The organism is Primorskyibacter marinus, from assembly GCF_003313245.1.
Taxonomy (GTDB): domain Bacteria; phylum Pseudomonadota; class Alphaproteobacteria; order Rhodobacterales; family Rhodobacteraceae; genus Primorskyibacter; species Primorskyibacter marinus.
Genome location: NZ_QJSD01000016.1, coordinates 47,122 through 68,423, shown reverse-complemented (window position 1 = coordinate 68,423; position 21,302 = coordinate 47,122). Strand labels below are relative to the sequence as shown.

The following is a 21,302-nucleotide window of genomic DNA, read 5'->3' as shown; positions in this document are numbered from 1 at the left end:
GTGAATAGGAAAACGGCTGCTTTCACTGTTCATGCGCGTTGTCACTATGAGTATGCTCTAAGTGACGCTTCTAGCCCTCCATAACCCAACGTGATGTCCGCCGTGTCTTTTGCCTTTGCAGTTTCGTGAACTGCTCACTGACAGCATCGGCGTGGATTTCATCATGAGCCCAGTCAACGTATCCAGCTTCCTTCGCCCAATCATGTTCTGGGTGCTTCGCATCCCCACGCGCTTCCTTGAAGACTTCGTACATGGGCGGGCCTCCGATATCTTCTGGCGGGGTTGCCCACTGACCACCCACAAAACGCGGCAAAGGTTCATTTGGCACGACTGGACGCTTTGAGACCAGTTCAACGCGATGCACCCAGTCATCTCCAAAATCGTAGGTGTAGATCACGGACGGGACCTTCTTGTTCAAAAAGAACTCCAGCTTCTTTGTGGTGACCTCCATCACCGGCGGGCCGAACATCGGCTCGATCCAGAAGTCCTCGTTTTTCATCTGGTATTTACGGTCACCAATCTCGAAATCCCACAGGTGCATATCGTACCACAGGAAAGCCGCCTGAATGGCATCGTGCAAGTGTGGGAGGGTCTTGTCCGACCTGATCTCGATCTCCCGCCACGGGGTGGGATCGAGATCTTCAAGGGTGACTTTCAGCCGTAGGACCTGGGGTTCTTTCTTAGCCATGAGCGCCTCTATGCGGCCAAGGGTCCAAAATCGATCCGCTTATCCAGATCGACCTCGAAGCGGCCATAAGGGTTGATGTGTAGATAGATGAGCGGTGACAGGCCGCGATAGTCCTCTGGGGACAAGCGTGCGACCACATTGGGGTTACGCAGGACGGATTGCACCATTCGCGTGTTCACGTAGACCAATGACGACTGTAACAGGTGCAGCGCATGCGCGGCGGTTTCCTGGTCCCGCACACGGTTGGTTGCGATTTCGCCGCCCTTGCCGAAGAACACGAAGCTGTTGGCGCTGTTCCAGTTTTCCACGACGTTCAGCCCTTCGTGAATTTCCCGGCGGAACGCCTCGGACCGAAGGTATCGGCACAGGAATATCGTCTTGATGGCGCGGCCAAGCTCGGCGAGCGCCTTGTAGGTGGGGTGCATCACATCCGATCGCGCAAACCGGCGCAGGATGGCCTCCGGGTCAGCCGTTCCATGCCGCATGGCGGCTGCGTATTTGACCATTTCATCATACTGGCGTTCGATCTCACCCCAATCGATCACGCCTGACAGAATTGGCAACAGATTAGGCAGTTGCTCTCGCATTCCCGCACTCGGAAGGGCGAGTTTTTGGCGCGCGATAGCTTTGAGACGTGGCGCAAGCTCAAATCCCAGAAGATGGCAAAAAGCAAAGCCGACAGCGCTTTGTCCGTGGCTGTCTACATACTGCCGCTGGATTTCCATATCAGTGCAGTGCCGCAAGACGCCCTCAATCATGGCGGCCACTTCGGAAGACGAACAGCGTTTCAGCTGCGAATAAATGCAAGTTGCCTGCCGCTCGACATGCCAGTAAATCATGACGCCGCGTCCACCATAGCGCGCATGCCATTCCGTCATCAGGTTGCGGTCCCACGCTCCGAACTTGGTGGAATCCCCAGCACAGGTCGTGCCCGGCGCACCCCAAACTTCCGGGTTGCGGATTTCCAGCGTCGCATTGGCAACCTGCGCGCATGCCGCCTTGAGGGAAGCAGGGTCAATATAGCGCCGCCGGATATGCAAGAGTTCGTCATAACTGACATCGGGAGAACCGGCGGCCACGCGTTTCAAGCCCGCGTTGGTTCCCAAGCCGTAAAGGCAGAGTAGCAAGCGTAGATCTCGCACGACAGCTGGCAAAGCCTCCCGGCTGGCCGAGGTCTGAAAGCTGTTCAGAAACCCTGTGTTGAGGGCGGTTTCCTTGAGAACATCCAAAAGCCCGGTCATCGGCCAAGCCCGGGCAACCTCGGCTTTCAGCGTCGCCAGACCAGCCGGCTCTGGAGCCGGCGCCAGCGGCGTTACGGAAATCCGGTTCTCCCCGCCCCACCGCAGGCGCACTTTGTCATTGTCAGGCAAGGTTGCACTCAGCAGGTGAAGCTCCTGTTCCAGGTCCGCCTTCACGCCCGCGATAAAGCTCTGCGCGTCACGTGACAGCCCCAGATCGGCATAGTAGGCGTCTCGGCGCGCGGCAAAGTCCCCCGGCAGATCATCATCCGGATTGCGGTACCGGTCCGCGCCCTCAATCCAGATTTCTTTGGCACGGATGCGTTCCCGCAGTTGCGTCAGCACACAGAGCTCAAAGGACACAACATTGACCCGGCCGTTCTCGTCAATGACTGTGTTGCGCCATTTCCCGGGGATAATCCCTGCTGGAGTATCATCTTCAGAAACCACCCGGCGACCAGCCTCGGCAAACCGGATAATCTGATCCAAGGCGGATATTATTGGATGCCACATTGCGTTGTTCGACCGAAATCGCAAAGCCCGGAGCAACGGTGGCAACATGCGGCGGTAGTGACTGGCATATGAGTTGCGCATGGTTTGTTGGATGCGCGTGTCCAAGGTACCCTTGGCGCGATGTTCGTCAATGACTGCCCGGAGCTTACCCGCTCCAGCGATAGGGAAGATAACGTCTTCAATCCGGCCCTCGGGATGATCCAACGCGGCCATGGCGATCTCGACAAGCAACCGCTCCTTGCCGTGAACCGCGCCTATATCGGCCGCAATGCCCTGAATGACCTTGCGGCGCGATCGTGTTCCCAGACGATGAACCACCTCTAACAGCAAATCAATGAGGCCGTCGATCAGCTGCGAGCGGCGATGCATCAGGTAGACCGCAAGAAGTCCGAGGCGCTTCTCGGGGGCATGACGGCGCATTTCCGAGGCGGTTTCACCTTCTACCTGACGCGCAAGCCGCGCAATCCATCCCCGCTCGACCCTATCAAGAACAGCCATTGGTAGATCGAGACCATCGACAAAGGACACCTTCCTAGCTGCCAGCAACACGCTTTCCAGCGTTGCCGCGCCCACATCATCCTTCAGTCGCTGAAACCCCGTATCGGCCAAAGGCTCCGAGAGCGCCCATTCTAGTTGCTCAATGGTTTCGGCGTGGAGCAGCGCACCTACACGCATCAGAAAACCATCGCGAAAATCCCGGCGGGCAGCGCGGGCAAGGCGTTCCATGAGCTTGTCTGACGGGATAAAAACGCCCAGCTGCCGCGCCTGGTCAAAACCACGTTCGATCCAGTCTGCCAAGGTCAGGTCCTGCCCACCAAGCTGCTCAATCATCCAGGCCTGGAGATTGGCGCGGTCACGATCAGAAGCTCGACGAAATCCAAGAAAATCGAGAATGCCCGCACGTTGCCGTCGCGCGGTATCACTGGAAAATGAGTAGGAAAGATCGTCTGTCGCCCCAATCTGATCCGCAACGTACGCGATCACATCAGGGTCAAGATCACTGCGGTCGGCAGGAAACCTTGCATGTTGGCGAAAAAAGAGGAGCTGGCATGCAATCGCTACCCGAGACTTCGCCCCGAACCGATTGAGAAATTCAAAATCAGAATACGAAAGCCCCCACACCGAGGCAAATGCTTGCTCTGTCATGACACCTCCAGACGCAAGCATCATCCAACATCAGCTCTGACCGTCAATCAGCCTTTTGTTCTCAACATGTTCTCTCAAAAGCCCAAATACGCAGCTTCGGGCCAGCCAGGCTAAATCCAAAGGGACTGAAAACACGAACATTCCTGTGGGACCTCGCGTACCTTTATGCCGATGGACCCAGGGTTTTGCGCCAGGAACGGGGATGACAGGTCAGGGCGTCGGCGACGCCGAACTTGCAGACGATATCGTCACAGGCTTTGAATGGTTGCAGGCACAGACAGGGGACTGATCCGGCGCGGGGTCTTGCCGTGATCGGCACCATGACACGGCATCACCCCATACTATTGTGATGCGCTCTTGATGTGCCCACGGCGTCGGGTCAGATCTTTCTGTTTGCCAGAACCCGGGCGTAGACATGGGCGACCTTGCGGGCTTTTGCAGGCCAGGTGAATTCGTCGAAAATCCGCTTGCGCGCGCGTTCTGCCATGGCGGGCAAAAGGCTGCGATCCCCCAGCACTTGATCCAGCGTCTTTCGCAACGCGGCGATGATCTCTGCCCGTGAGCCGATCGGCACGGCAAAGCCGGTTTCGGGGGTGACAAGTTCGGACGGGCCCGCATAGTCGACAATCACCGGAACCACGCCCAGTGACATCGCTTCAAGCACGACGCCGCCGCCGAATTCCCGGATCGACGGGAAGAGCAGGATATTGGACTGCACCGCGATGTCCTGGACGCTCTCGTGCGAGATCTGCCCATGGAAGGTCACCGCCGCCTCAAGCCCTGCTTTGCGGACCTGGGCTTCGAGTTTCTGGCGCATCGGGCCATCCCCGATCACGTCGAGCCGCATGGCCCCGCTGGCCAGATGCGCACGGGCTGCCTCGATCCCCATGTCGAGACCCTTGTAGGGCACAAGCCGCCCGATAAAGACCGCACGCAGCGGGCCATCGGTGTTCTGTTCGGCAGTACGGGTGAACCGTTTGGTGTCGATGGCATTCTCGGGAAGGTAAAACACCCTGTCTTGATAGCTGTCAGGGATCTCGCTCGCGGTATGACGCGAACCCGCAAGGAAGGCCGTCGTGGCCTTCAGCATCCGCCGCCGCCCCGGCAGCAGCTTGTAGGTGTTCCGGACATAGGACAACCATTCCCGTTCCTGGCGGCGTTCCGCATCAAAGCCCTTGGGCCAGGGCACACCGCCATTGAGGGGCCCCACCATGAAGGGCACGCCGGCGGCGGCACATTTCGCAGCGATGGACGAAACGGTGGTCGGCGAAAGGGGCGTGACCCGGTGGACGATGTCGTAGCGCCCGGCGCGAATATCCGGGCCGAAACGCTTCCAGACCAGGCGTTCGAAATAGGGATAGCTGAGGGCATTGATGGCCGTGACCATCGTCCAGCCCTTGCCCTTGCCCATCCGCAGAACCTGCGCGATCCGGTACATGGGGCGCGAGATCGCTTCGGAGTCGATCGCGGTGAAATCCGTTCCCTCGACATAGCCGGCCCTGAGGATGGCCTCGCGGTTGCGGATCTGCGTAACCAGATGCACATCGGCAACCTCACGCAGCGCGTGGCTGAGGGACCAACCCACCAGCGGAACGCTGACCCATTCGGGGTTTGCCGCCTCGGCAATCACGAGAACGCGTGGCCGAGACGCCAAAGCATGATCGGTCTGGTCCTGTGTCACGGGTCTTTCCTTTCTGCAGCGCCGCAGCGCGGATAGCATGATTGGCACAATGGCAGAAGGACCAAATATCGCAGACCTCGACCGATCTTGAGGATCGTCCTGCCGGTTCAGTCCGTCCGCGGACGCGGATCAATCAGCAAAGCCAGCACCCAGCCGATCACGAAGCCGCCGAGATGGGTCTGCCAGGCCAGTTGTCCGTCCATGGCCCACCACAGCACCAGGTTCAGCGTCGCCAGCATTGCCGCGGCGCGCAGCACCGGCCAGAGCGTTTCCTGCAACGTGTAGCGATCCACATAGGCCCAGGCGAGCAACCCGCCGGCCAGCCCGAACAGCGCGCCCGAGGCACCGACCATGGGGGCCGGCCCGGTGGCCAGTGCCGCAAACCCCGCGCCGCCTCCGATCATCGCGCCGAAATAGAGAAGCGCGCAGCCCCAGTTTCCGACCCGTGCAATGACCTCGCGGCCCAAAGACCACAGCGTAACCATGTTGACCGCCAGATGTATCAGGCCGCCATGCAGGAACCCGTGGGTGAGAAACATCGTATAGGGCTGCGCGGCGTAATTGGCCTGCCAATTCCTGAGAAGGCCTGCCCAGAACCCGCCGTTCTCATAAGCCGTCGCGCGCAGGCGGGGGCCAAGATCGAGCCAGTCTGCGATTTGCAGGGTGGCCTCAACGCCGCAGCACAGTACGATGATCGTAACAGGGAACCACAGGTTCCGTATCCGGCTCTGGTAAAGGCGTTCTGGCCATAACATGCAAAAGAAAGACCTTGTTTCCGGTGGCTTGGCAAGCCGAAACAAACGGGCCCGCCCGGACGGATCAGGCGGTCCAGAGCGGCGCGCGGGCCTCTTCGACCTCGGCCACGGCGCGCGCTTTGCCCACCATCAGCGCCCGGCGTTGATAGGCCCGGATAAAGGCGCGTAGCTCGGCATCGCCGTGACGTTCCTCTCTGCGCAGCAGGGCGCCAAGGTAGCCCTGAACGATGGCCAGCCCGCCCAGCACATAGGGTTTCTGGCGCATCTTGTTGACCGCCGAGGCCAGCAGGAACAGCGGTCCCGTTCCCATGTAATACTGTCCGAACCCGTGCCGCCGCCGCCCGGTATATATGCCGGTCTGGCTTGATCCCATGGGGCGCAGGTGGTTGAAGCGCAGTTCCGGCACGTCCCAGCTGACGGCCTTCCAGCCCAGCATCCGCGCCTTGTGACAGTCGATCCCGTCCCACATCACTTCGCGCACGAAGCCGCCCAATGCCTCGAAAGCGGTAACGCGGTAGAACTTGGTCATCCCCAGGGACATGTCGTCTGAGATGTTTTCCGACACCATCTGCCCGTCTTCATCCTCGAAATAGGCCTTGCCAGAGCAAGAGGCGATGCGCGGATCAGCCTCCATGCGTTCCATCAGCCCCTCGAAATAGCCATGTGGCAGATCGAGATCGAGATCGAGCTTGCACAGATAGGTATAATCCGCAGGTGTGATCGTGTCATAGCCCGCGTAGAACGCCTCGATCACGCCGGGACCTACGGCGCGGTGGCCGCGGTCGGGCTTGGGAACCACGGTGATCCAGTCATGCTGCGCAGCATATTCCGCAAGGATCTGCGGCGTCGCATCGGTAGAGCCGTCATCCACGATGATCCAGCGCGTCGGCCGGGCGGTCTGGGCCACGACGCTGTCAAGCGTACGGCGCATGTAGTCTGCCTCGTTCCGGCAGGGAGAGATCAAGACGTAGCTTCGGGGGTCGGGCATGATCTGACTGCTTTGCTATTGCCGGGACATTCCCGTGTGTTGTGCCTTAAATCATCGGTACGTCGCAAGGGCGGTGGCTGCGTCAACGCCGCGATGCCCGCGCGACCGTCGCTTTTGTGGCCGAGTGGTTAATGCAGTGGCAGATCCAACCCATCAGGGGGCGTCGTGAAGAAGGGTATACGTCTCCCGAAATTGTCTGGTATTGGGGGTGGGGTCTGAAAATTATAGGTTTGGTCTGTGCCGACGTTTGCTCTTTTGATTTGGCCCCTGTGCGCGTTCTTTGTCGGACGGAAGCTGCCATTTCAGCAGGCGTTGATCTGGGGCGTCCTTGTGCCTTACCTGTTCCTGCCCGAAGCCTTCGCGATCAAACTTCCTGCCTTGCCTGATCTGGATAAGACAGTGGCCATCTCGATCGGTGTGCTGATCATTTTTGCAATCAACCGGTCGTCTCTGAAGTCCGCGCCCGCAGAAACCGAGGCCCCGCTACTGCGATTGCTGCTACGCGTGGGGATCATCATGATGTTCAGTGCGCCATTTCTGACTGTTCTGAACAATCAAGAACCCTTGCAGTTTGGTCCCACCTCGCTTCCGGGCTTGCAGATAAAGGACGGTGTGAGCCAGACGTTGAGCGCTTTACTGGCATTCGTACCCTACTATTTTGCGCGGCGCTATCTGGCGAGCCCGGAGACACATCGGAAGATTCTCGTGGCCTTTGTGATCATGGGCCTGATCTATTCCGTGCTGATGCTGGTCGAAATGCGGTTGAGCCCGCAATTGCACCGCTGGATCTACGGTTTCCATCAACATTCTTTCCTGCAGCATATTCGCGATGGTTACCGTCCGATGATGTTTCTGTATCATGGACTCTTCGTAGGCTTCTTCGTCTGTGTCTGCGTCATTGCAGCGCTAGGCTTGTGGAAGGCGGGGCAGGGAGTCAAATGGCTGATTGCAGCGATATGGCTGACACTCATCTTGTTCATGAGCAACAATCTGGGTGCCACGGCAATCTGCGTGCTTGTGGTGGTGGTCTATTTAGGGACGGGGCGATGGATACAGATCCTGTTTGCCATGTGTATCGGATTCATGGTCTTTCTGTTTCCCATTTTCCGAGGCACAGGTCTTGTCCCGGTCGAACAGATATCCGCAGCCGCAGCGGCAGTGTCCGAGGAGCGGTCAAGATCGTTGAACTATCGTCTGCGCAACGAAGATATATCTCTGGCTCGTGCGCTGGAAAAGCCGGTGACCGGATGGGGCCAATGGGGCCGCAACCATGTTTATAACGAACGCGGGGAAATGATCACCATCCAGGAGGGCGTGTGGATCCAGGCGATCACCGAAAACGGGTGGTACGGCTATCTGGGCCTGTTTTCTGTCCTGACCTTGCCCGCCATGTTTGTGATCGGCGTCTGGCGCCGGAAAGAAATACCTCCCGAAACCTTTGCTCTGATGGCCATCACCACCGGGAACCTGATCTACATGATCCCGACGACATGCCTGACGCCAGCAGGCTGGGTGATGTTCGGGGCGCTGGCTGGATTCATGTTGACACGGACTGAGGCCAACAAGGCCGAAGCCGACGTGGTCGCGCCGGATGCTCCGGTCTCGCATTATACGCGCTTTGCCAGCAACCGGACGCCCGCTTCGGGACGGCGGGCCCGACGCAAGTCAATACGGGCAGGTCCGTGAGAAGCGATAGAGGTGTTATAGGTGAGATGCTATAGAGTGAGGCGGGGGCCATATGGCGCACCAGGGTAGCCGATATCGTCAGGACATTAGGGGCTGCGGGCCGTGGCTGTTGGGGCCATCGTCATTTTTCACGCCTTCCCCGCTGCGCTGCCGCGCAGGACATGCGCTATGACGCAACCTGTGTTCTGGGCGCTGCGGGCGTAGCACCCGATACGGTTATCTGGGGAGACAGCCATGGAGTCGAACTGACCTATGCCTGGAGCGAGCGCGCAGCCCTATCTGGGCGTGCCGTACGGCAGATCACGGGCTCGGCTTGCCCGCCAACACCCGGTGTATACCTGCAAAGCCGCCCGAGATGTCAGGCGGCTAACAAGGATATTCTTGACGCCCTGTTGGCCGACGACACCGTGACCCGGATTGTCCTGACCCCGATCCTGTGTGGGCCGGAGATCTGTCCGATCGTCAGTGATGATGAGGTGCTGTACTTTAACGGTTCCCATATCAGCATGACCGCCGCACGCCGGGTGGTGTTGACCCTGGAGGCTGGATCCTGACGGAGTGCCCGCGGGTAGCGGCCTCTCATAAATAACATAACGTCTATTACACGAACACTCTGTGCAGCCGGTGACCTCGGCCCCTAGAACTCCTCCAGATTTGTGTAGCGTTCCCCCAACAAAAGAACGGACAAATGAAAGCACGGTTCACGGATGAACAGATCATTGCGATGATCAAGGAACAGGAAGCTGGGAAGAAGGCCACTGTTGAGACCTGAGACCCGGTTATGGCCACCCGCTGCGCTATTCGGGGGCTGTGCGCGTGGCCATAACCTCAAAAATGTGTCGTGTGGTCCAGGTCTCTCGCCGCTTACAGTGGCAGCGCGGATGGGGTGGCCTGTTCGGGCCCTATTCGATCTATTGTTCAAACAATATGAGTCAGTCGGCCTCCACTGCCCCGATTGAAGGCGGTTCCGGCCGCAGGTTCCCCCGAAAGTCAGTGCAAGCGTTGGGATCCTTCAGAGCTGCGCCGAGCGCTGGTGAACCGATTTCAGGTGCCCAGATCGAGGCGCTGTCTGTTGGATTTGCATATGCAGTGTAAAGTGTGGAAGCATCTGGCCGGTAGCCTTTGTATCGTGGAGTGAACGCCACGCTTGAAGTCAAAGGCGTATATGGCGTGTTGGGCGTCCCGGCATTTGGCTCGTGAATGAGGTTATTGACGACGTTCCACGTCTCAAAACCCATCTTGACGTCTTGATACACATCCGCAGTGCCAGCATCCGACAGGTTGATGAGCGTGTTGTTGTAGATGTTCATCGGGGCAGTCAGATTTACAGTATCGGTGCCGCCACCGACACCGTTTGTTGGCGTTCTCACAAAAGCGTCTGGGCGTCGTGACTGCCCCCCAATTGGCGTCGCGTCATATTCAGTGTTTGAAAACACAAGCACGTTGTTGCGAATGGTTAAGCCACCGTGTGTCACACCGATCAATCTTCTGGCATTGAAGCCCCCGATTACGAGCGTGCCTTCAATGATTGCGTTGACCACGCGACTGCTCTCATTCGCAGATGCTGCGGAGATCACAATAGGTGCGTCGGCACTTTCAGCTGCGCAGTTTTGCATGTTCAGCTGAGAACTTAGCCCCTTGGCAGGCGATGTATTCCAGCGAATGGCGGGTTGAACTGCCCGGATTGAACGGATCAAACTCCATCCGGTTGCGGAAAAAAAGTCACTAGCCAGAAGTATCGTGGTATTTGGCGCACCGACACGGTAAGGACCGTGATTATTGTGCCCGCCACCTTGATCTCCCCCAGAAATGGCATCGGGATTTTGCGCAAACCGTGACCCCAAGATGCATGTGTGGGAATGCTCACCGTCCAACCACCCGTAATTCGACCAATCCGAAACAATCGTGTCGTTGACACAGATTATTCTGTTGTTTCGTATAGCCGCCCTTAGGTTGAGGGTGCGAACGCCCGTATTTACATTCATAATCACGCAATCATCCATCAAGCAATGATTTGCCTTGAAATCCCCGAAGGTTATGCCGTTTATTCCCCAATCCCCGGTCTCGGTTGTCACATCCCAGGTGCCACGAAGTTCGAGCCCCTTGAAGGTGGAACCGGCATCGAATCCGCTTCCGTCGAAATAGGTCCGGTCCAGGATAAGCTGGTCACCAGAAAAATTGTCGCTGGCCTTGATGGCGGGCCGCGCGTCGGTGCCCGCAAGTGCCTCGATGCGAAGACTGACGCCGGCTGCGTTGGCAGGAGGGCGGAAGACCAACGGCTCGCTGATCGTATGTGTCTGTCCTCGCTCCATGACGATCCGGTGCGGTGTCACTGCCGCATTGAGGGCCGCAAAGGCAGATGTGAGGCTTTTGAACCTCTGCGCTCCGTCCGGAGCATTTCTGAAGCCGCCAGTCGTATCCACGAAAAGCGTGCTGCGCCCTGCGTGGAACGCATCGGGATCTCCGACGGAAATTTGGATTGTTCCGAAACCGACCTTGCCAGATGATGGTTCGATCACGACCAGACGAACCGTGTGTTGTCCCGGTGTCCTGAAGACATGCGCCCCAAGGGGACCGCGGCTGTAGCGGCTGTCGGTGCGGTTGCCGCCATCTGCGGCATCCATCGCAATCACCTGCGTGGGGGCGGTGTAGCGGTAGCTCTCGCCATAGTCCCAGAGATATACCTTGTCGTGATAGCTGGGATCGTAATCCTCAATCCCTGATGCGGTATTCGTGTCGAAACCGGAAAGGTCCGTATCGAAGAAAACGGCCTCTGGCGCGACACGGTGATCGCTGCGGGTCATGTTGATCGTGACACTCACCTCTGGTGTCGGGTCTTCGTCCCAAATCGTGCCGCCATCGGACATCAGCCCCCAGGCCTTGATGATCATGTCGTCAGTCGCGACGGTCGATCCGTTTCCGAAGCTTTTGGAAGTGATGGGCGTCATGATTTACCTTATGCTGCTGAAGAGAGCGGCCATTGCAACGGGTCGGCCTCCACCATAATCGTTGCGAGTGTTCACCTCCGAAACGTTTCTAACGATATTCGTCGCTGGTCGAGCCTCCCGCTGTCAATTACGTTCCAACAAAAATGGGTCAGGTGTCGGCGAGAAACGGCCCAGTTGGGGGCTAACCCCTAGGTCAGAGCGGGACAAACCGAGGCAAGACGCCTTGAAGGTCCTCTAGGGCATCCTGCAGACGCTCCTCTGCCGCGGCATCGGGTTCGCCCGACGAAATGACGGTCGTCAGACGCACCAACGCGCCGTCGGTTCGGCCCGTGCGGATGCCGTCCACCATCAGCCAGTATTTCGCGGCGAAGTCCCAGGCGATGCGTCGGCCTTTCTGTTCGAACCAGTAATAGACCATCATGCGCAGCTCACCCTTCTGGATGATCGCCCGGTTGATGTTGAACGGCATCGCGCTGTTCATTTGTGCGGTGATGTCTGTCCGTTCCAGCCAGGCGATTTCCCAGCCTGCCCCCGGCAAGCAGATCTCGGGGGAATGCACGCCATTTTGGCTCTGGTCGTTGTACCAGGCCATGAACAGCCCGATTGGCGGGGTCGCATCGTCACGCACCAGGTCGATCTGCAGGTAATCATCCGCCGCCAAGGCCTGCTCGACCCCCGGAGACAGGAACTGCCGCGGGCCCTGCTGGTGCCAGTCTCCCAGTTGACGGGGAAACACGGCGAAACTGTCACGCGCGGCAAGCTGTTCTCCGCGCGACGGCAGCACCTGCCAGGCACCGGCCGCGACCAGGAAAATCAGCGCCGCCGAAATCAGCGCGGCAGAGGGTTGCACCAGACGCAGCCGCATGGCCTGCGTGCCCAATCCGTGGGTGTCGAGATCAAGCGCATCGACAAGCGTCATTTTTTTGCGGTTGAACAGCAGCATGATCCGCGCCAGCCCGAACAGAAGTAGGATGCAGATCAGGAAGATCACCCAGCCTTCGAAGAAATGGCTGAACCCGTCCACCCATTCCAGGCCCCAGGTGTTCACGATATACCCGGCCACCGCGATCCGGACGGAATTCATCAGCACCGTGATCGGCGCGGCAGAGATCAGCAGGATCGCCTTGTGCCAGGTGGGGCCCCGGTAGAGCACCGCAAAGACGTAGGAGAAACTGAGGATCGGAAACAGGTAGCGCAGTCCAGAACAGGCTTCGGCCACATGCAACTTGGTGACGCCCAGATCGATGATATTGCCGTCGAGGAAGACCGGAATCGCCAGAAGTTTGAGAAACCAGACCCCCAACTCCGAGGACACGAATTGCAGCCAGGTGGTCAGCTTGTAGTAAAGAACCCCCGGCAGCGGCAGCATGTAGACCAGATGCAGGACCGGCGGCCAGAAATGCTTGCCCGTGGACCAGCCAAAGCTGATCAGCAGCACACCGCCCACCCACAGGATCATCGCATAGGCCACTATGTCGGAAATCGTGGCGAGCTTGCCCAGAAGCCCGAACAGCAGTGCGATCACGACGAGGACAACACCGATCCAGCGCCGGTCCGCATCGCCGTGATTTTCCGGAACTGTCTTCAATTGGCGCAAAAACAGCAACGCGGACAGGACGGGAATAAGCGGGCCATGGCTGTATTCGGGCAGTTTCCAGGCCTCGAGAAGCGCCCTGACCCCATCGTCAAAAAAGACCAGGGCGGCAAGCGTGGCCACGATCAGCCAGAACATGCCCCAATTCACGAGACTTCCGAGCCTGATTTTGGAATCTGCTGCACTATCTGAAAATGACATACCTGAAACCCATAATCTTCAAAAATTCCAATCTCCGATCCCTACAAAGACGTCTGGCACAGATCAAGCTTGCATCTTCGGCGTCAGTGCAATCTTCAGTGAGTATACCACATCGACGAAACATGGAGGCCGCTGATTGATTTCGATGGGCACGCCCCCGATACTCGCACATGATCGGGCCTAACTGACCTGCCCGCAGTGCCGTGATCGTTTTATGTACATGTCCAGCGCGAAGTTACCTCGCTTTGACGTTAGCCAGTGGCACAATTGGTGCAGCATGATAGTACAGAACCGAGCAATCGAGATCCGGGGTGCCGTCCGGGGACATTCATCATGAGGGCTCATAAGTGTATAATTTACGATATTGATGCCCTAGTTTGGTATTGTTACAAGCGAGCCGTAGTTCATGAATGATATTGCGATCATAGGATTGGCCGCGCATCTGCCGGGCGCGGATGGGCCTGAAGCTTACTGGACCAATCTTCGCGACGGCATTGAATCCATCCGTCACTACAGTCGTGAAGAGTTGCTTGCCGCAGGCGAGCAGCCGCATCTTCTGGAGCGGCCCGATTACGTGCCTGCGGCCGCACCGCTCGACAGGTTCGAGACATTCGATGCCGAGTTCTTCGGCATGTCGCCCAAAGAAGCCGCCATCATGGATCCGCAGCACCGCCAGTTTCTGGAGGTTGCCTGGGAGGCGCTGGAAAACGCCGGCCATCCGCCGAAGAAAGCCGCAGGCCCGATCGGGGTCTATGCCGGCTGCGGCATGGGCAGCTATTTCTATTTCAACATCTGCTCGAACCGCGATCTTGTCGATGATGTGGGCATGTTCCTGCTGCGCCATACCGGCAATGACAAGGATTTCCTTGCCACCCGGGTCAGCCATATCTTCGACATGACCGGGCCCAGCGTGAACGTGCAGACCGCCTGTTCGACCTCCTTGGTGGCAACCCATTATGCTTGTCAGGCGCTGATGACCGGCGAGTGTGACACCGCCATCGCCGGCGGGGTGACGATCGAGCTGCCCCAGAACCGTGGCTATATCTACAAGGAGGGCGAGGTGCTGTCGCCCGACGGGCATTGCCACGCCTTTGACCACCGCGCGCAAGGCACGGTTTTCGGTTCCGGCGCGGGGGCGGTGGTGCTGCGCAGGCTGGAGGATGCGATCCGCGACGGCGATCATATCTGGGCAGTCATCAAGGGCACGGCCATCAACAATGACGGGGCGGCCAAGGCGGGATATCTTGCACCATCCGTCGACGGCCAGGCAGGCGCCATCGCCGAGGCGCTGCAAATGGCGGATGTCAGCGCCGACACGATCGATTACGTGGAATGCCACGGCACCGGCACCTATCTGGGCGACCCGATCGAGGTTGCCGCCCTGACCCAGGCCTTTTCCGAGACCACCGAGGAGACCGGCTTTTGCAAGCTGGGTTCGGTCAAGACCAATATCGGGCATCTGGATACCGCGGCGGGCGTGGCGAGCCTCATCAAGACCTCGCTGGCGCTGCATCACCGGCAGATCCCGCCTTCGCTGGGCTATGAGGCCCCCAACCCCGCCATCGATTTCGAACACTCCCCCTTTCGGGTGAATGACACACTGTCGGACTGGACAAGCCACAAGGGCCCACGCCGTGCCGGCATCAACTCTCTGGGCGTGGGCGGCACCAATGCCCATGCCGTGCTGGAGGAAGCGCCTGAACGCGCGGCATCCGAACCCTCTGACTGGCCGTTCCAGCTTTTGACCGTGTCGGCCCGGTCAAAGGCTGCGCTGGAAGGCAATGCCGCCAATCTTGCGGCCCATTTGCGCGCGCATCCCGATCAGGACCTGGCTGATATGGCCTGGACGCTGAAGGAAGGCCGCCATGCGTTTGAACGCAGACGCGTCGCCGTGGCGGAAACCCATACAGAGGCCGCGGCCCTGCTGGAAGAGAACGATCCGCGCCGGGTGTTTTCCCATGTGGCGCTTGACCGGCCCGATACGGTGTTCATGTTCCCCGGCGGCGGCGCGCAATATGCCGGCATGGCGCGCGATCTTTATGAGACAGAGCCGGTCTTCGCCGAATGGATGGACCGGGGGCTGGAAATTCTCGCGCCCCGGCTTGACTACGATATCCGCACCCTCTGGCTGCCGGAGAAGGGCACGGAAAGCGCGGCCAATGTGCGGCTTCAGAAACCTTCGGTACAACTCCCGCTGATCATGATCTGCGAATACGCGCTGGCGCAGCTCTGGATAAGCTGGGGGGTGCAACCCACAGCGCTGGTCGGGCATTCCATGGGCGAGAATACCGCCGCCTGCGTGGCGGGGGTGATGTCCTTCGAGGATTGCATCGGGCTGGTGCATCTGCGCGGGCGCCTTTTCGACACGGTGCCTGCCGGGGGCATGCTGTCCGTGGCACTTTCGGCAGAGGAACTGACCCCGCTTCTGGGCGAGGATCTGGATCTGGGGGCTGTCAATGCGCCGGGCCTGTCGGTGGCCACCGGGCCGCAGGCGGCGCTCGACGCGCTGGAGGCAGAGCTGAACACGCGCGACATCGATTGCCAGCGCATCCAGATCGACATTGCCGCACATTCGCGGATGCTGGAGCCGATCCTGAAGGAATTCGGCGATTACCTGCGGTCCATCCAACTGAGCGCGCCGCAAATCCCCTTCACCTCCAACCGCACAGGTCAGATGATCACGCCCGAACAGGCGGTCGATCCCGAATATTGGGTCAGCCATCTACGCGGCACCGTGCATTTCGCCGATTGCATCGGCACGCTGGCCGACAAGAACCGCATTTTCATCGAGGTGGGGCCGGGCAAGGCAATGGCCTCGCTGGCGGGCCAGCACCCGGATGTGGACGCCAACCAGGTCATCGGATCGCTGCGCCATCCCGATGACACTACCGCCGACGATGCCTATTTTCTGGCCATGCTGGGCCGGGTCTGGGCGCTTGGCGGCGATTTCGACTGGTCGCAATACTGGGGTGAGGCCCGGCGTCTGCGGGTGCCGCTGCCAACCTATGCATTCCAGAAAAGCGCCTATTTCATCGAACCGGCGACCAAGACGCAGACCGACACCACCAGCCAGTGGCTGATGCGCGACGAGGATCCCGATCACTGGGGCTGGCGTCCGGCGTGGCGTCCCAGCTATGCCGCCTGTGATATCGATGTGACGGGCGATCTTTCCGCAATCACACCGGAAACCTGGCTGGTCTTCGCCGACGAAGCGGGGCTGACCGATCAGGTTGCCACGCGACTTCGGGGTGCGGGCCACACGGTGCTGACCGTGCGCTCGGGCGACACCTTCGCCCGCGACGGCGAGACCGGCTATATCCTGTCGCCCGAACGCGGCCGCGACAGCTATGATGCGTTGATCGCCGATCTGGTCGCACGCGAGATCCTTCCCACCCGCATCCTGCATGGCTGGCTGGCCACCTCGCGTGAAAGCTTCCGCCCCGGATCAAGCTTCTTTCACCGCAATCTGGAACAGGGGTTCTTCAGTCTGCTCTTCCTGATGCAGGCCATGGGCGACGAAGGGCTGAGCCATCCGATGCACCTGACGGTGCTAAGCTCGGGCGCGGCGCAGGTGACGGACGAGGCGCTGCCCTATCCCGAAAAGGCGACCCTGATCGGCCCGGCCCGTGTCATCGGGCGCGAATTCCCCAATGTCACCGTTTCCACGCTGGACCTTGACCTGCCGCAGACCAAGGGGCGTGGGGCGCGGGCAAAGGTGGATCTGTCCGGCTTTGTCACGCCGGTGCTGGAAGAGATCCTGGCACCGCCTGCGGCCCTTACCGCGGCGCTGCGTGGTCCGAAACGATTTGAGATGAGCTACCGGGCGCAGCCCCTGCCCGCCCCCGAGGCCGCGCAACCGATGCTGAAGGATGCCGGGATCTACCTGATCACCGGCGGGTTCGGCGGCATCGGACTGACGCTGGCGCGCCGCCTGATCGACGAGGTGGGCGCGCGGATCGTGCTGGTCGCGCGCGGGGGTCTGCCTGACCGCGCCGAGTGGGACAAGGTGCTGGAGAATACCGCGCCGGGCGACCCGCTGGAACGCCGGATTTCTGCCGTGCGCGCGCTTGAGGCCGCGGGCGGCGAGGTTCTGTGCCTTGCAGGCGATGTCAGCAATGTCGAGGATATGCGCGAGCTGCGCACCGAGGTCGAAACCCGCCTTGGCCCGGTAAACGGTGTCATCCATGCCGCTGGCGTGATCGAGGACGGGTTGATCCAGACCAAGAGCATGACCGAGATCGAGGATGTGTTCGCCCCCAAGCTGCATGGCACCAAGGTGCTCGAAGAGGTCTTCCCCGACGGTACGCTCGACTGGCTGGTGCTGTTTTCCTCCAGTTCCACCGCCACCGCACCTGCGGGACAGGTGGATTATGTGGCGGCCAACGAATATCTCAACGCCTATGCGAAATCCCGCGCGGGCGGCAAGACAAAGGTTCTGGCCACGGGCTGGGGCATCTGGGCCGATACGGGCATGGCCGCCGATGCCATGGCCATGCGCACCGGCGCGCGCGACGCCGCACCTGTTCTGCCCGCCGAAGTGCCCCTTCTGGATGACAAGACCTTCGACGCGGATGGCAACCGGCTGTTCACGGCGCAGTATCGCGTGGCCGATCGCTGGGTGCTGGGGGACCACCGCACCGGGGCGGGGGATGCGCTTCTGCCGGGGACGGGCTATCTGGAACTGGCCGCAGAGGCGCTCGCCGCGCAGGGGGAAACCGCCGGTTTCGAAATCCGCGATCTCTATTTCCTGCGCCCTCTGGCGGTAAGCGAGGTCGAAACGCGCGAGGTGCATCTGCGCCTGCCGCGCAGCCGCACCGGCTATGACATGGTGATCGAAAGCGGCCCGGAAGGCGCGCGCGAGATGAACGCGCAGGCCAGCCTGTCGCTTCTGCCCATGGCGGCCCCCGCGCCGATCGATCCCGGAGCCATCGCCGCGCGCTGCGGCACCCCCAAACAGGCGGCACCGGGGGGCTGGATCCGCGGCGCACAAGAGGCGCATCTGAAATTCGGCCCGCGCTGGCGGGTGCTGCAATCGACAGCGCTGGGGTCAGGCGAAGGGCTTGCGGAACTGGCCCTGCCGGAGGCGGCAGAGGGGGACCCGGAAGCAGGCTACCGGCTGCATCCCGGGCTGATGGATCTGGCCACCGGCTGGGCGATGGAGTTGATCGAGGGCTACACCCCGTCCCATCTGTGGGTGCCGGTGTCCTATCGGTCGGTGCGGGTCTATCGCGATCTGCCCCCTCGGGTCCTGAGCTGGGTGCGCAACGCGGGCGAGAACCGCGCCGATGGCGAGATCGCCAGTTTCGACGTCACCCTTGCCACCCCCGAAGGCGAGATCTGCGTCGAGATCACCGGCTTCTCGATCCGCCGCATGGAAAGCAGCGCAGGCTTTGCCGCCGCGCCCGAGGATATGCAGGCGGGGGCCGCCACCACGTCAGAGGCACCGCGCCCGCTTTCACCTGCCGAGGAACGGCTGCGCCACAATCTTTCGCAGGGCATACGCGCCGAGGAAGGGGGCGATCTGTTCCTGCGCGCATTGGCGCTTGACACGCCGCAGGTCATTGTCAGTTCCCTGAACCTGCCGGATCTTATCGCGCAGGCGGGCGAAACCGAAGAGGTCGGCGGCGGTGGCCAGACCTTCGAACGCCCCGATCTCGACAGCGATTATGTCGAACCCGAAGGCGCGATCGAGACCACGCTTGCCGGTTTCTGGCGCGAGCTTCTGGGTGTCGATCAGATCGGGGCAGAGGACAGTTTTTTCGATCTGGGCGGGCATTCCCTGATCGCGGTGCGGCTGTTTGCGCAGATCCGCAAGATATGGAACGTGGAATTCCCGATTTCGGTCCTGTTCGAGGCCCCCACGATCCGCAAGGTCGCAGCCCTGATCGCCGAACGCGGTGTCGTCGCGGAGTCCGGGCAGGAGGGTGCTACTTCTGCCGCGGAGACCGCAACGCCCGAACGCCGGTTCACCCATCTGGTGCCGATGCATTCCGGCGAAGGGGGGCCGCGTACGCCCTTCTTCCTGGTGGCGGGCATGTTCGGAAATGTTCTCAACCTGCGGCATCTGGCCCATCTTCTGGGCACGGACCGGCCTTTCTACGGGCTACAGGCGCGCGGGCTTTACGGCGATGAAGACCCGCACCGGAACATTCCCGAGGCCGCACGCGACTATATCGCCGAGATGCGGCAGGTCCAGCCCAAGGGCCCCTATATGGTCGGCGGATTCTCTGGCGGCGGGATCACCGCCTACGAGATTGCGCGCCAGCTTCGGGACGCGGGCGAGGAGGTGGCCGCCATCGTGCTGCTGGATACCCCGCTGCCGGTGCGCCCACCTCTGACGCGTCGGGACCGGATCATGATCAACTGGCTCAATTTCCGCGAGGAAGGGCTGGGCTATATCACCACCTGGGCGAAGAACCGCATCGCGTGGGAGCTGAAAAAGCGCCGCGGCGAGGCGGATGAGGAAGACAACACGGGTCCGCAATTCCACGACGCCGCGATCGAGGCTGCCTTCCTGCAAAGCGTGGGCAGCTACGAGGTCACGTCTTCGGACGCGCCGCTCACGCTTTTCCGCCCGCCGCTTCTGGCCCGCTGGGAAGTGGCACCGGGACGGCTTGTGGACAAGCACAAGCATTACATGTTCCCCGATAATGACTGGACGCGCTACGTCCCTGGCATCGAGATTTTCGAAGTGCCGGGCGATCACGATTCCATGGTGCTGGAACCGAATGTGCGGGTTCTGGCAAACCGGATCAAACGCGTTCTGGAACGGGCCGAGGCAACCGCCCGACCGGGGGCAGCGCCGCATTACAAGGAAGCCGCCGAATGACGACGCCTGCCGCCCCTTCAGCGCCGACGGTTCTGACCATCGTGCTGAACTACAAGACCGCCGAAATGACCCTGAAATCCGTCGCCGCAGCGCGCATCGCGATGGAGGGCATCGCCGGCGGGATCATCATCGTCGACAATGACAGCCAGGACGGCTCGTTCGAGGCGATCTCGGCGCATGTCGCCAGCGAGGGCTGGGATGCTGGTGCCCGGGTCCGGGTGATCCAGGCGGGTCTCAATGGCGGTTTCGGGGCCGGCAATAACGTCGGCATTCGCGCAGGGCTGCCGGACGGATCCTCCCCTGATTACGTCTATGTGCTGAACTCCGATGCCTTCCCTGCCCCGGACGCGATCCGCGTTCTGCTAAACCACCTGGAGGCCACGCCAAAGGCAGGCTTTGCCGGCAGCTACATCCACGGCCCCGAGGGCGACACCCATCTGACGAGCTTTCGCTTTCCCTCGATCGCCAGCGAATTCGAGGGGTCGATCCGCTTTGGCCCGGTCAGCCGGTTTCTGAAAAACTACCGGGTGCCGGTGAAGACGCCGACCCAGACGCAAACTGTGGACTGGTTGGCCGGCGCGAGCATGATGATGCGTCAAAGCGTGCTGGATGAAATCGGTCTCTTCGACGAAACCTTTTTTCTCTATTTCGAGGAAACCGACCTCTGCCTGCGCGCGGCACGCGCCGGATACAGGACCGATTACCTTCCCGCCAGCAAGGTGACCCATATCGGATCGGTTTCCACCGGGATGAAAGAGTGGAAACGCATGCCTTCCTACTGGTATGACAGCCGCTGGCATTATTTTTCCAAGAATTACGGCCGCGCCTATGCCGCCAGTGCCACCGCCATGCATCTTCTGGGCGGCGGGCTGCATTATCTGCGCTGCCTTGTCACCCGTCGCGAACGCAAAGTGACGCCCGGCTTCCTGACCACGATGGTCGTTCACGACATGCGGGCCCTCATGCGGCGGCCCGCCGCGTCCCAAGTGCAGGAAAGCCGCGATACCATTTCCCAGTCCTGACTCTCAAAAGGCA

11 protein-coding genes are annotated in these 21,302 nt (G+C 60.5%); 4 read left to right on the top strand and 7 right to left on the bottom strand.

Features of this window, described 5'->3' with window-relative positions:
- Nucleotides 1–70: 70 nt before the first annotated feature.
- The 5 genes from DMZ65_RS15850 to DMZ65_RS15830 form a co-directional block, all read right to left on the bottom strand.
- Nucleotides 71–688, bottom strand: a complete 618-nt coding sequence (locus DMZ65_RS15850) for a plasmid pRiA4b ORF-3 family protein (protein ID WP_116599851.1) — start codon at nucleotides 686–688, stop codon at nucleotides 71–73.
- 8 nt (nucleotides 689–696) lie between these two features.
- Nucleotides 697–3,585, bottom strand: a complete 2,889-nt coding sequence (locus DMZ65_RS15845; protein WP_116599850.1) for a Tn3 family transposase — start codon at nucleotides 3,583–3,585, stop codon at nucleotides 697–699.
- Between the two features lie 379 nt (nucleotides 3,586–3,964).
- Nucleotides 3,965–5,266: a glycosyltransferase family 4 protein gene (locus tag DMZ65_RS15840; RefSeq protein ID WP_232825033.1), complete on the bottom strand. Its 1,302-nt coding sequence runs from the start codon at nucleotides 5,264–5,266 to the stop codon at nucleotides 3,965–3,967.
- A 107-nt stretch (nucleotides 5,267–5,373) separates the two neighbouring features.
- A complete protein-coding gene (locus DMZ65_RS15835; protein WP_116599848.1) occupies nucleotides 5,374–6,021 on the bottom strand; it encodes a rhomboid family intramembrane serine protease in 648 nt (215 codons plus the stop codon).
- A 64-nt stretch (nucleotides 6,022–6,085) separates the two neighbouring features.
- Nucleotides 6,086–7,009, bottom strand: a complete 924-nt coding sequence (locus tag DMZ65_RS15830) for a glycosyltransferase family A protein (protein ID WP_116599847.1) — start codon at nucleotides 7,007–7,009, stop codon at nucleotides 6,086–6,088.
- A 237-nt stretch (nucleotides 7,010–7,246) separates the two neighbouring features.
- Between DMZ65_RS15830 and DMZ65_RS15825 the strand changes: the two genes are divergently transcribed.
- On the top strand, nucleotides 7,247–8,695 hold the full coding sequence (locus tag DMZ65_RS15825) for an O-antigen ligase family protein (protein WP_157960655.1): 1,449 nt from the start codon (nucleotides 7,247–7,249) through the stop codon (nucleotides 8,693–8,695).
- A gap of 50 nt (nucleotides 8,696–8,745) precedes the next feature.
- On the top strand, nucleotides 8,746–9,249 hold the full coding sequence (locus DMZ65_RS15820) for an SGNH hydrolase domain-containing protein (RefSeq protein WP_332871583.1): 504 nt from the start codon (nucleotides 8,746–8,748) through the stop codon (nucleotides 9,247–9,249).
- Between the two features lie 378 nt (nucleotides 9,250–9,627).
- On the opposite strand, the gene DMZ65_RS15815 is transcribed toward DMZ65_RS15820, so the two are convergent.
- Both DMZ65_RS15815 and xrtD read right to left on the bottom strand, forming a co-directional pair.
- Nucleotides 9,628–11,643 carry a hypothetical protein gene (locus DMZ65_RS15815; protein WP_116599844.1) on the bottom strand — a complete coding sequence of 672 codons (2,016 nt, stop codon included), beginning with the start codon at nucleotides 11,641–11,643 and terminating at the stop codon, nucleotides 9,628–9,630.
- Nucleotides 11,644–11,836: 193 nt separating this feature from the next.
- A complete protein-coding gene (gene xrtD / locus DMZ65_RS15810) occupies nucleotides 11,837–13,387 on the bottom strand; it encodes a VPLPA-CTERM-specific exosortase XrtD (protein ID WP_332871582.1) in 1,551 nt (516 codons plus the stop codon).
- A 457-nt stretch (nucleotides 13,388–13,844) separates the two neighbouring features.
- Between xrtD and DMZ65_RS15805 the strand changes: the two genes are divergently transcribed.
- Both DMZ65_RS15805 and DMZ65_RS15800 read left to right on the top strand, forming a co-directional pair.
- Nucleotides 13,845–20,267: a type I polyketide synthase gene (locus DMZ65_RS15805; protein ID WP_116599842.1), complete on the top strand. Its 6,423-nt coding sequence runs from the start codon at nucleotides 13,845–13,847 to the stop codon at nucleotides 20,265–20,267.
- A complete protein-coding gene (locus DMZ65_RS15800; RefSeq protein WP_116599841.1) occupies nucleotides 20,264–21,289 on the top strand; it encodes a glycosyltransferase family 2 protein in 1,026 nt (341 codons plus the stop codon). Before DMZ65_RS15805 ends, DMZ65_RS15800 begins: the two co-directional genes overlap by 4 nt.
- Nucleotides 21,290–21,302: the final 13 nt, after the last annotated feature.

Coding starts and splice junctions, on each gene's coding strand:
- DMZ65_RS15815 (WP_116599844.1), bottom strand. CDS start 11,643: ATGACGCCCATCACTTCCAAAAGCTTCGGAAACGGATCGACCGTCGCG.
- DMZ65_RS15800 (WP_116599841.1), top strand. CDS start 20,264: ATGACGACGCCTGCCGCCCCTTCAGCGCCGACGGTTCTGACCATCGTG.
- DMZ65_RS15850 (WP_116599851.1), bottom strand. CDS start 688: ATGGCTAAGAAAGAACCCCAGGTCCTACGGCTGAAAGTCACCCTTGAA.
- DMZ65_RS15830 (WP_116599847.1), bottom strand. CDS start 7,009: ATGCCCGACCCCCGAAGCTACGTCTTGATCTCTCCCTGCCGGAACGAG.
- DMZ65_RS15835 (WP_116599848.1), bottom strand. CDS start 6,021: ATGTTATGGCCAGAACGCCTTTACCAGAGCCGGATACGGAACCTGTGG.
- DMZ65_RS15845 (WP_116599850.1), bottom strand. CDS start 3,585: ATGACAGAGCAAGCATTTGCCTCGGTGTGGGGGCTTTCGTATTCTGAT.
- DMZ65_RS15805 (WP_116599842.1), top strand. CDS start 13,845: ATGAATGATATTGCGATCATAGGATTGGCCGCGCATCTGCCGGGCGCG.